Here is an 11,732-nt window from a genome sequence, read left to right as displayed (position 1 = left end):
GTCGCCCTCCCCGGCACCGGGCGTGAACAACGAACGGGAGCGCGGCGTGAAACACTGGTCGATCCGACATCGCATTCTGGCCAGTTTCGGCCTGATTCTGGCCTTGATGGCGCTCATGGCGGGCGTCGCTTACACGCGGCTGGCTGCCATCGAACAAGAGGCGCACAGTGTGGAGACCGATTCCACACCGGGGCTCTACTACAGCACGATGTTGCGCGGCGCCTGGTTCGAGAGCTATCAGTTGCTCCAGCAGGTCGTGGCCATCGACGACAACGACAAGGCCCGCTCCCTCGATCTCGATAGCCTTCGCAGTGCCGATACCCGCATCGACGGCTGGATCAAGGACTACGGTACGACCGTCAACCGCGCCGTCGATCGTGTGCAGTACGACGAGGTGCGGGGTGTTCGCCAGCAATACGGCCGCATCAGCAATCAGGTGCTCAAGCTTGTCGCCGACGGACAGATGGCGGCGGCGCGCTCGATGCTCTCGGATCAGCTCTTCCCCGAATGGGGGCGCGGCCGTACCGCGATCCAGCGGCTGGTTGACACCAACAAGACCTTTGCCGACGAATCGACGCACAACATTGCCGAGGCCGTGACGGCGGCCAAGGCGACGTTGCTCATTACGCTGGCGGTGGCACTGGGGTGCGCGGTGTTGTGCGGCTGGCTGCTGTTCCGTGCGATCAGCGTGCCGCTCGCGAGCGTGATGCAAATTCTCGAGATCATGCGCTCGGGCGATCTGACCAAGCGTCTCGACCTCGCACGCCGTGACGAATTCGGCGCACTGGAGTCCGGCTTCAACCGGATGACGGACGAACTGACGGGCCTCGTCGGGCAGGCGCAGAAGTCGGCGTTGCAGGTCACGACATCGGTGACCGAGATTGCTGCGACCTCGCGTCAGCAGCAGGCCACGGCGTCGGAGACGGCGGCCACGACAACGGAAATCGGCGCGACGTCGCGCGAGATCTTCGCCACGTCGCGCGATCTGGCGCGCACCATGACCGAAGTGGCGGGGGTGGCCGATCAGGCCGCGTCGCTCGCGGGCACCGGCCACGTCGGCCTCACGCGCATGGAAGACGCGATGCGTCACGTCATGGAAGCCGCGGGCTCGGTCAACGGCAAGCTGGGCATCCTCAACGAGAAGGCCGGCAACATCAATCAGGTCGTTACCACGATCACGAAGGTGGCCGACCAGACCAACCTGCTGTCGCTGAACGCGGCCATCGAGGCCGAGAAGGCGGGCGAGTACGGACGCGGCTTCGCCGTGGTGGCGACCGAGATCCGGCGTCTGGCCGATCAGACGGCCGTGGCGACCTACGACATCGAACAGATGATCAAGGAGATCCAGTCGGCGGTGTCGGCCGGTGTCATGGGCATGGACAAGTTTGCCGAGGAAGTGCGTCGCGGCATGGACGAGATGCGTCAGGTCGGCGATCAGCTCGCCCAGATCATTGCGCAGGTGCAGACGCTGCCGCCGCGCTTTCAGGTCGTCAGCGAGGGCATGCAGGCGCAGGCGACCGGTGCCGAGCAGATCAATCAGGCGCTGGTGCAGCTCTCCGAGGCGGCGCAGCAGACAGCCGAGTCACTCCAGCAGTCGAGTCAGGCCATCGAAGAACTCAATCATGTTGCCAATGGCCTGAAGAGCGGCGTGTCGCGCTTCAAGGTACAGACGCTGCCGCCCTCGGGGCTGGTGTGAAGTAGCGCACCGCCTTTTCGTCATTCGCGGACATCGCCATGTTGTTCCTGCGTTTCGCCATCGCGACCGATCATTACGTCATCGAGGCCAGTCATGTGGCCGAGGTGCTGCCGTGGCTCGCGCTCAAGCGCCTGCCCGCCGCCCCGGCCTGGGTGGCGGGTGCGTTCAGTTATCGTGGCGAACCGGTCCCCGTCATCGATCTGACGCGGCTGGCGACCGGCGCGGGTGCGCCCGAGCGCCGGTCCACGCGGCTGGTGCTCGTGCATTACCCGGCGCCCGGCCCGGACGCGCGCCGCCTTGGCGTGCTCGTCGAGCGTGCCACCGACACGCTGCGCGCCGAGGCTTCGGCGTTCCAGGCGAGCGGCATCGATTTGCCGGAAGGCCGCTATCTCGGTCCCGTGCTCGATACCGACGATGGACTCGTGCAGTGGGTGCGGGTCGATCAATTGCTCACCGACGAGGCGCGCGCCCTGTTGTTCGACGCCGCACGCGAGGTGCTGACCGAGATGCCGGAGGCGTCGTCATGAGCCCCGTGCGCGACATCGAGCGCCTGCTGCGCGACACCATGGGCCTCGACGCACAGACACTCGGCGCGAACGCCATCGAGCGCGCCGTGCGCGCCCGCCTTGCTGCGCTTTCGCCCGAGTTGGGAGAGGCCCCCTCGTACTCGCTGTACTGGCAACGATTGCAGCAATCGGCGGAAGAGCTTCAGGCGTTGATCGAAGCGGTGGTGGTGCCCGAGACGTGGTTCTTCCGTCACCGCGAAGCGTTCAGGGCGCTGGCGCAAATGGCGCTTGACGAGCGCGCCGCGCGAAGCGGGACGATACGGCAGACGCAGGCATTGCGACTGCTGAGCCTGCCCTGTGCGACCGGCGAGGAACCGTATTCCATCGCCATGACGATGTTCGACGCAGGTTTTGCCGCCCACGAGTTCAGCGTCGACGCGCTCGACATCAGCGAGCGGGCGCTTGCCGTGGCGCGCGAAGGGGTGTACGGCCGCAATTCGTTTCGCGGGCCGCCGGCATCGATGCAGTTCCGCGAGCGCTATTTCACTAAGGAAGACGACAGCTATCGCGTCGTCGACGCGCTGCGCACGCAGGTGCGCTGGCATTCGGGCAATCTGTTCGATGCGTCGCTCGTCGACCGGCTGGGCACGTTTGACTTCGTGTTCTTTCGCAACGTGCTGATTTATTTCGACCGCGAAGGACAGCGTCGCGCGATCGCCGCGCTCGAGCGGCTCATGCGCATGGGTGCGACCCTCTTCGCCGGACCCGCCGAGGGCGGCACGTTGACCAGCAACGGCATGACGACGACCGGCCATGTGCAGGCGTTTTCATTCCGCGTGACCGGGCCGGTGAGCGACGTGGCGCCCGCGCCCGCCGGCATGTCGCCCCTCGGGGCATCGCACGTCGCGGGCACGCTCGACGCCTTCAGCCCGGTATTGCCGGCGAGCACGGTCGACGCGACGGCGCATCGGCGCACGCAGGCGTTTCACGTGGCGCACGTCCCTGCCGGTCCCGCACGCGCTTTCGCACCGTTGCCGCCGACACCTCCGCCGCCGCCGCTCGTCGCACCGCGTGCCGCCACCGCCACCACCGCTGCCACCGCCGACATTCGCCAGCAGCTTGAACAGGCGAGGGTCGCTGCCGATGCAGGCGATTTCGTCCGTGCCGTGGCGCTGTGTCGCCATGTACTTGCGACGGACCGTGCCAACGCGCAGGCGGAGTACTTGCTTGGACTCGTCGACGACGCTCGCGGTGACGCCCAAGGGGCGCTGATTCACTACCGTCGTGCGCTCTATCTCGATCCGGGGCATTACGAAGCGCTCGTGCATTGCGCGGCGCAGCTCGACGCACGCGGCGACGCCGCAGGGGCAAAACGCTTGCTGGAACGCGCCGGACGGGCGCAGCGTGCACAAGGGGCCAGTGCCACCGACCCTCATGACCATGCGCATCGCGACGGGACCCGACATCGATGACAAATCGCGAAACCGCGCGTGAGGCCGGTCCCGTGTCCGGCGAGCGCAATCCGAATCTCAGGCTGAACGTTGACCCGCATGCCTTGCACCGGCAGGCTGCGGAACTGCTCGACCGGTTGCCGGTGATGCCTGTCGATCCTGCGCCGTGGCGTGCCGTTCCCGGAGAAGAGGAAACGGCGCGCGGCCCCTCGTTGCTGCTGTTCCGTCTGGCCGACGAGTGGCTGGCATTGCCTGCTTCGACCATCGAGGAAGTGGCGCCAATGCGCGCGTGGCACTCGGTGCCCGGGCATCGCCATCGTGCGCTGCTGGGGCTGGTCAATCTGCGCGGCGCCCTTGTGCCGTGCCTGTCGTTGGGGGAATTGCTCGGTGTGCAACCGGCGCCGCAATCGCAGCTCTCACCGTCGAATACGCTTCGCGCGAGTACCTCGCGTCTGCTGGCATTGCGTCATGGTCATCATTTGAGTGCGTTTCCCGTGACGGAAGTGCACGGTATCGTCACGCCTGCCCGAACGGCCATCGGATCGGCCCCTGCCACAACGTTGGGCGCGACCGACGGTTTCGCCGTCGCGGTATTGCGCTGGCACGAGCATGTCGTTGGGGTGCTCGATCCGTTGCGCGTAGGTGCGGCGTTCGATCGGAGTCTCGCATGAGCGACGATCTGCAAAACGCCACGTTGCTCGACTTGTTCCGCATGGAGACGGAAGCACAGGCGCAAATTCTCGGCGACGGACTGCTGGCGCTCGAACGTGCCCCGGCCGACGCATCGCGTCTCGAAGCGTGCATGCGCGCGGCGCACTCGCTCAAGGGCGCCGCGCGTATCGTCGGCGTAGAGGCCGGCGTCTCGCTCGCCCATGTGCTCGAAGATGCCTTCGTTGCTGCGCAACGCGGCGCGCTTGTCCTTGACGTCGCAACCATCGACCGCCTGTTGCAAGGCGTGGATCTGCTCATGCGGCTGGCGCATCCGCCGGGGCGCGATGCGGGCTGGGCGCAGGGCGCGGGCAAAGCGGAGATCGACACCTTCGTTGCCGCGCTCACCGAACAACTCGCCACACTCACGGGCGATACCACGCCCAACGTTGCGCAGCCCGACGAGCCGGCGGCATTCGACTACGCCAGCTATGGCGCGCAGACGGCGCAGACAGCCACCGAGTCCGCAGCGGAGCAGGCGCCGCCGCTCACGACGCGCGCGTCCACGTCGCGCGACGTGCACGACAGTCCCCTCGGATCCAACGCGCAAGATGACGACGCAGGCGCAGACAACGCTTCCCGAGCACTGCGCGTATCGGCCGACAGTCTGAACCGGCTGTTGCGGCTGTCGAGCGAGGCGCTGGTGGCTTCGCGCTGGTCGCAGCCGTTTGCGCAATCGCTACAGCGGCTCAAGCGTCATCAACACGAAGCGGGCGAGGCGCTCGATCGCGTCAGTTCGGCGCTTGCGCAAGCCGCGGACCGGTCCGACGAAGATCGTCAGCAACTGCTCACGGCATTGGCCGACCTGCGGCGCGCCCTCGGCGTGGGCGGCACCCTGCTGGCCGAACAGATCCACGAGTTGGACCAGTTCGACCGCCGCTCGACGCAACTGTCGCAGCGGCTTTACGACGAAGCGCTGGCATGCCGCATGCGTCCGCTCGACGACCGGCTTGGGGGATTCGCGCGGATGGTGCGCGATCTGGGACGCTCCCTTGGCAAACCGGCGCGGCTGGAAATTCGGGGGGCCGACACGCAGGTCGACCGAGACATTCTCGATCAGCTCGAAGCACCGTTGGGCCATTTGCTGCGCAACGCTGTCGACCACGGTCTGGAGAGTCCGGCCGAGCGCGCGGCGGCGGGCAAACCTGCCGAGGGCGTGATCACACTCAGCGCGCGACACAGCGCCGGTCTGCTGCTCGTGAGCGTGGCCGACGACGGCGCGGGCATCGATCTCGAACGCGTGCGTCAGGCGGTCATCGCGCGCGGACTGGTCGCGCAAGACACCGCGCAACGGCTCGACGACAACGAGTTGCTCGAATTCCTGATGCTGCCCGGCTTCACGCTGCGCGATACGGTCACGGAGGTTTCGGGCCGGGGGGTCGGCCTTGATGCGGTGCGCGCCATGGTGGCGTTGGTGCGCGGCACGGTGCGTATCGAGCACGCGCCAGGTCGCGGCACGAAATTCACGCTCCAATTGCCGCTGACCCTGTCGGTGGTGCGCAGCCTGCTCGTGGAGATCGACGGCGAGCCCTACGCGCTGCCGCTGGCGAGCCTGTCGCGCACGCTGGCGCTGCCGCAGGAGAGCATCGACATGCTCGAAGGGCGTCCGCACTTTACACTGGACGGCAAACAGATCGGGCTCGTGAGCGCGCAGCAGGTGCTGTGTGGCATCGAACCGGTCTCGGCGGCGGGCGATCAGCCGGTGGTCGTGTTCGGCGAGGGCGACACGCGCTACGGTCTGGCCGTCGATAAATTCCTCGGCGAGCGAATGCTGGTTGTGCAACCGCTCGATACGCGATTGGGCAAGGTACCGAACATTGCGGCGGGCGCTCTCACGGAAGACGGTTCGCCGCTGCTCATCATCGACACGGCCGATCTGGTGCGCTCAATTGCGAAGGCTGTCGAAATGGGGTCGCTCGAACGGCGGCCCATGCGCGCCGCACAGGCGAGCGGGCGTGGCCGCAAGCGCGTGCTGGTTGTCGACGATTCCCTGACCGTGCGCGAACTCGAACGCAAATTGCTCGCTGCCCGTGGCTACGACGTGAGCGTTGCCGTCGACGGTATGGATGGCTGGAACGCCGTGCGCAGCGAAACGTTCGACATGGTGATTACCGATGTGGATATGCCGCGCCTGGACGGCATTGAACTGGTCACGCTTATCAAGCGCGACGCACGCACTGCCGATTTGCCGGTCATGATCGTTTCATACAAAGATCGCGAGGAAGACCGCCAGCGCGGACTCGACGCCGGTGCAGATTATTACCTCGCGAAAGGCAGCTTCCACGACGACACGCTGCTGCGTGCCGTCGCGGATCTTATCGGGGAGTCTGGGGCATGAAAATCGGAATCGTGAACGATTCGATCATCGCTGTCGAAGCGTTGCGCCGCACACTCGCGCAACGCCCGGGATTCGAGGTGGCGTGGGTCGCACACGACGGCGCGCAGGCCGTGACGATGTGCGCACCGGTGCCGCCGGACATCGTGTTGATGGATCTGGTCATGCCGGTAATGGATGGCGTGGCCGCCACGCGCGAGATCATGCGCCGCACGCCCTGCCCGATTCTGATCGTGACGTCGGATGTCGGCCATCATGCGAGCCTTGTGTTCGATGCGATGGGCGCGGGTGCGCTCGACGCGGTCGACACCCCGGTGCTGGGGGGAACAGATCTGGCGCGTCCGGCGTCGGCGTTGCTCGCGAAGATCGACGCCGTGGCCGCGCTGCAGGCCGATGCGCGTGCACCGCAACCCGTGGTCGCACGCGTCGCCGCCAAGAGCACCGACGCGCTGGTCGCCATCGGGGCGTCCGCCGGCGGCCCGGCTGCGCTCGCCACACTGCTTGGACGCCTGCCCGAAAACTTCGCGGCGGGCGTGGTCGTCGTACAGCATGTGGACGATGCGTTTGCGCCCGGCATGGCGACCTGGCTCGATCAGCAGACACCGCTCACGGTGCGTCTGGCGCAGGCGGGCGAGCGACCCGTGGCGGGTGTGGTGCTGCTCGCGGGCGGCAATCGTCATTTGCGTGTCGACGCGAGCGGCCGCTGTGCGTACACCGACGAACCGAAGGAGGCCGTGTATCGGCCGTCCATCGACGTTTTCCTGCAAAGCGTGGCCGAACACTGGCGTTCGCGCGCAGTGGGCGTTTTGCTCACGGGTATGGGGCGCGATGGCGCGTCCGGACTTGGGGCCATGCGTGCGCATGGCTTTATTACGATTGCGCAGGATCGCGCAACGAGCGCCGTGTACGGCATGCCCAAAGCGGCAGCCGAAGCGGGTGCGGCCTCGGAGATTCTCGCACTACCGACCATTGCGCCACAACTGGTGGCGTTGTTTGGCACTGTATGACAGGAAGCAAATCATGACGACAACCCCGCGCCAAACGAAACCGGCGGAGCAAACGCTCGGTGCCGTGAGCAGCCTGAACGATTCTTCGGCGATGGTGTTGCTCGTCGACGATCAGGCCATGGTCGGCGAAGCGATCCGGCGCGCGTTGGCTGGCGAGCCGAATATCGATTTCCACTATTGCGCGAATCCCGAAGACGCCTTGCGCGTGGCAGAGCAGACACGTCCGACGGTGATCCTGCAGGATCTCGTGATGCCGGGTACCGACGGTCTGTCGCTGGTGCGGCAGTACCGTGCCAGCCCGCTCACGCGAGACATTCCGATCATTGTGCTCTCGACGAAGGAAGAGTCGACGGTCAAGCGCGAAGCGTTCTCGGCGGGCGCGAACGACTATCTGGTCAAGCTGCCCGACACGATCGAACTGGTGGCCCGCATTCGTTATCACTCGCGCTCGTACATGAATCTGCTTCAGCGCGACGAAGCGTATCGCGCGCTGCGCGAGAGTCAGCAACAACTGCTCGAAACGAATCTGGAGTTGCAGCGGCTTACGCATTCCGACGGTCTCACCGGGCTGGCGAACCGTCGCTATTTCGACGAGTACTTCGGTGCGGAGTGGCGTCGCGCGTTGCGCGAACAGCGCGAGATGGCGTTGCTGATGATCGACGTCGACAACTTCAAGATCTATAACGATACGTATGGCCACATTGCCGGCGACGACGTGCTGCGTCGCGTGGCCAGCACGATTGCCGATGCGGCGTCGCGTCCGGCCGATCTTGCTGCGCGTTTCGGCGGCGAGGAATTCGTGATGGTGTTGCCGAATACGTCGGCGAGCGGCGCGGCCGTTATCGCGGAAAAAGTACGCGCGCAGATCGACGCGATGGCGATTCCGCATGTGGGATCGGCCAACGGCCGCCACGTGACGATCAGTCTCGGTGGCGCCGCGTTGGTGCCGCGCACGCACATGGCGTCGACCTCGCTGATCGAGTCTGCCGATCTGGCGCTCTACCGCGCTAAACAACAGGGCAAGAATCGCGTGGAGATGCAGCCGGGCGCTTCCTGAGCCTGAGGAGGGGATATGACCTTCGAGCTGTTCTATTGGCCGGGCCTGCAAGGGCGCGGCGAGTTTGTCCGCCTCGCCTTCGAGGCCACCGGCACGCCCTATGTGGAGATCGTGCAGGGCAAGCGGCCCGGTCAGGGCATGGACGGCCTGCTGCACACGATGGATAACCCCGCATGCCCGGACCCGCCCTATGCGCCGCCCTTCCTGCGCGTGGGCGACGAACTGATCGGACAGACGGCGAACATTCTGGCCTACCTCGGGCCGCGTCTCGGCCTCGTGGGCGAGTCACCCCGCGCGCGCCGCTGGGTCAACCAGTTGCAGCTCACACTGGCCGATCTCGTGGCCGAAGTGCACGACGGCCATCATCCCATCGCGAGCCGTCTCTATTACAGCAATCAGCGGGCGGAAGCGCGCAAGCGCACGGCGGATCTGATCGATTACCGTCTGCCGAAATTCTTCGGATATTTCGAACGTGTACTGGCGAACAACCCGCACGCCGGTGGCTGGCTTTCCGAAGGCGCAATGTCTTACGCGGACCTCTCGCTGTTTCAGGTTATCGAGGGCTTGCATTACGCCTTTCCGCGCGCAATGTCGGGATTCGCCAAGGCGTTTCCCCGTTCTCAGGCCGTGCACGATGCCGTGGCCCGCCAGCCGCGCATCGCCGCATATCTGAAGTCGTCTCGACGCATTGCGTTCAACACCACCGGCATCTTCCGCCACTACAAGGAACTGGATCGCGCCTCGCCGTTTTGACGGCGTGACCGGGTCACTCGGGCAGTGTCGTGTGGCCCGCGTTGAGCGGGCGTTGCATGAGTACGGTGTCGACCCAGCGGCCGAACTTGAAGCCGACGGACCTGAGCACGCCAGCCCGCTCGAAACCACATGCGGCGTGCAGAGCGAGCGACGCTGCGTTGCCGCTATCGCCGACGTTCGCAATCAGTTGCCGCCACGGCCCCGCTTCGCAGCGGGCGATGAGTGCGAGCAACAGTGCACGGCCCACGCCCTGTCCTGTCGCGTCGGCGGCGATGTACACCGAGTCTTCGAGCGTGAACCGATAGGCCGATCGCGGCCGGTAATGCGTGGCGTATGCGTAGCCGAGCAGCTTGCCGTCGCGTTCGGCGACGAGATACGGCAACCCGGCATCGAGCACCTTTGCGCAACGTGCACGCATCTCCGCTTCCTCGGGTGGCACTTCCTCGAACGACGCGGAGCCCGTGCGCACGTGATGGGCGTAGATGGCCGTGATGGCGGGCAGGTCGTCGTCGCGCACGGCGCGCACCGTGCACGCGCTGCGTGCCGGTTCGACGCCGACGCCTTGCGATGCTGCGGGCGCGGAGGAATGAGAGGAGGAGGACGGCGGCATACGGGCGGCGCAGAACGTTGAGTTTCACAATGGACCGGCGTTCCGGTCCAGCACTGTCAGCAGTTTGCGCCTCGGCCGTCCATAAGAAAAGCTGGTGCGGATTATGAATTGCATAAGCACCGCTTTGAGATGCTCAAGCGCCTCGCACGACTTCCTCGCCGCGCTTGCCGTCGGCGGGCGGCGCGTCGCCGGCGGCGTTTGACTCGGCATTCATCGCGTCGAGCCGGTGACGCACGAAGCCGATGTGTTCGCGCAGCACGTAGAACTGATCCGCATAGGCCAGCGGAATCTTCAGGCGATTGACCGCCGCTTCGATGGCGTCGAGCCGATGGCGCAGGTTCCGGTATTCGGTGTGCGCATCGTCGGCCAGGGCTTCGCGTTCCAGTGCGATCAGCGCACCGTACCAGCGATACAGCCGCGATTTCACCCGCCAGCTATACAGCGACGGCACCAGCCGGAAAGCCGGAATCAGGACCACGATGATCGGCACCAGCAAGACAACGATGCGATCGGCGAGACTGGCGATCCAGAACGGCAGATGACGGTAAAGAAAGCCCTTGCCCGACTGGTAGTAACGCGCAGCGTCGTCGGAGATCGGGAATTCGTGCACCTGTGCCGACGGGAATTCTCCGGCGCGCTGCAACACATTCGCCTTGCCGTGCACCTCTTTCGCGGCTTCGATCAACAGGTCCGACAGGGCCGGATGCAGGCTGTCGCGCGCGACCAGCTCGACCGTCGGGCTGATGACATGCACCGGTTGCGCCGGGAGATTGCGCCCGAGATCGAAGACCCCGCGCGGCAACGTGAGCTGATTCAGATAGGTGAAGCGGCGTGTGTAGGCGTCGGCCTGTGCGAAGTCCATCAAATGCACGCCGGCGGTGCGAATCAACTTGCCCATCGTCGGGCCGGTGGCGGTGTCGCCGGTGAGCATGGCGGCGTCGACACGGCCGTCGATCAGCGCCTGCGCAGCCTCCTGCCCGTCGTACGCCGTGAGGGTCGTGGCGCCGCCGGGCTCGATGCCGTTCGCCTTGAGCAGCGTGAGCGACAGCGCGCGCGCGCCGCTGCCCTCGCGGCCGATGGCGATGCGCTTGCCCGCCAAGTCAGACAGCTTGGTGACGCGCGCGCCGCGATAGAACACGGAGATCGGCGCATAGAACACGCTGCCGAGCGACACGAGGCCGTCGACGTCGATGCCTTGCGACACGCCGCCTTGCACCAGTCCGAGGTCGACGTTCTGCTTCTCGTCGGCAAGCCGCTCGACATTTTGCCGCGAACCTTCGGAAGTCAGCACGTTAAGGGTGATGCCGTCGCGCGCGAGGATAGTCTTGTAGCGTTGCGCGGCGTTCCAGAAGGAGCTGCCTTCCGGGCCGGCACTGAGGGTCACGGTGCGCGGCGGCGCCGGCTTCACCAGCCATACGGCAAGCCAGATTGCCGCAATCGAGACGAGCACGACAGGGCCGAAGGACACGGCAAGATCGCGCCAGGAGATCGCGACGAAGCGCGCACGGAGTCGCCGGTGGGCAGGTTGGTTCGAGTCGGTCGTCATCTAACAGGCAGGAATATCCAACACCCGGCCGATCATACGCCATCTGCGTCAGCACTCGGCGGC

General features: G+C 65.9%; 10 protein-coding genes. 8 read left to right on the top strand and 2 right to left on the bottom strand.

Annotation, left to right across the window (positions count from 1 at the left end; translation table 11 throughout):
• Nucleotides 1–46 precede the first annotated feature (46 nt).
• The 8 genes from AT395_RS24300 to AT395_RS24265 are packed head-to-tail and all read left to right on the top strand — an operon-like array spanning nt 47 to nt 9,513.
• Nucleotides 47–1,696: a methyl-accepting chemotaxis protein gene (locus AT395_RS24300; protein ID WP_048628490.1), complete on the top strand. Its 1,650-nt coding sequence runs from the start codon at nt 47–49 to the stop codon at nt 1,694–1,696.
• Between the two features lie 38 nt (nt 1,697–1,734).
• Complete coding sequence (locus AT395_RS24295; RefSeq protein ID WP_042113820.1) at nt 1,735–2,223, top strand: chemotaxis protein CheW; 489 nt, start codon at nt 1,735–1,737, stop codon at nt 2,221–2,223.
• On the top strand, nt 2,220–3,674 hold the full coding sequence (locus AT395_RS24290; protein ID WP_058375262.1) for a CheR family methyltransferase: 1,455 nt from the start codon (nt 2,220–2,222) through the stop codon (nt 3,672–3,674). Before AT395_RS24295 ends, AT395_RS24290 begins: the two co-directional genes overlap by 4 nt.
• Complete coding sequence (locus AT395_RS24285) at nt 3,671–4,324, top strand: chemotaxis protein CheW (protein ID WP_048628472.1); 654 nt, start codon at nt 3,671–3,673, stop codon at nt 4,322–4,324. Before AT395_RS24290 ends, AT395_RS24285 begins: the two co-directional genes overlap by 4 nt.
• Nucleotides 4,321–6,699: a hybrid sensor histidine kinase/response regulator gene (locus AT395_RS24280; protein WP_048628473.1), complete on the top strand. Its 2,379-nt coding sequence runs from the start codon at nt 4,321–4,323 to the stop codon at nt 6,697–6,699. Before AT395_RS24285 ends, AT395_RS24280 begins: the two co-directional genes overlap by 4 nt.
• Complete coding sequence (gene cheB, locus AT395_RS24275) at nt 6,696–7,703, top strand: chemotaxis response regulator protein-glutamate methylesterase (protein WP_042113827.1); 1,008 nt, start codon at nt 6,696–6,698, stop codon at nt 7,701–7,703. The genes AT395_RS24280 and cheB overlap by 4 nt, the downstream gene beginning before the upstream one ends.
• A 13-nt stretch (nt 7,704–7,716) precedes the next feature.
• Entirely contained in the window at nt 7,717–8,760 is a 1,044-nt protein-coding gene (locus AT395_RS24270; protein ID WP_042113828.1) for a response regulator, read from the top strand.
• 15 nt (nt 8,761–8,775) lie between these two features.
• Nucleotides 8,776–9,513: a glutathione S-transferase gene (locus AT395_RS24265; protein WP_048628474.1), complete on the top strand. Its 738-nt coding sequence runs from the start codon at nt 8,776–8,778 to the stop codon at nt 9,511–9,513.
• A 13-nt stretch (nt 9,514–9,526) separates the two neighbouring features.
• Here the strand turns inward: AT395_RS24265 and AT395_RS24260 are convergent, their stop codons facing one another.
• Nucleotides 9,527–10,123: a GNAT family N-acetyltransferase gene (locus tag AT395_RS24260; protein WP_082117731.1), complete on the bottom strand. Its 597-nt coding sequence runs from the start codon at nt 10,121–10,123 to the stop codon at nt 9,527–9,529.
• A 133-nt stretch (nt 10,124–10,256) separates the two neighbouring features.
• Nucleotides 10,257–11,669, bottom strand: coding sequence for a TAXI family TRAP transporter solute-binding subunit (locus AT395_RS24255; RefSeq protein ID WP_042113833.1), 1,413 nt, complete (start codon nt 11,667–11,669; stop codon nt 10,257–10,259).
• Between the last annotated feature and the right edge of the window lie 63 nt (nt 11,670–11,732).

Source organism: Pandoraea apista, assembly GCF_001465595.2.
GTDB lineage: Bacteria > Pseudomonadota > Gammaproteobacteria > Burkholderiales > Burkholderiaceae > Pandoraea > Pandoraea apista.
The sequence above is the reverse complement of the archived record's forward strand: the minus strand, read 5'-3'. Positions and strand labels throughout refer to the sequence as shown.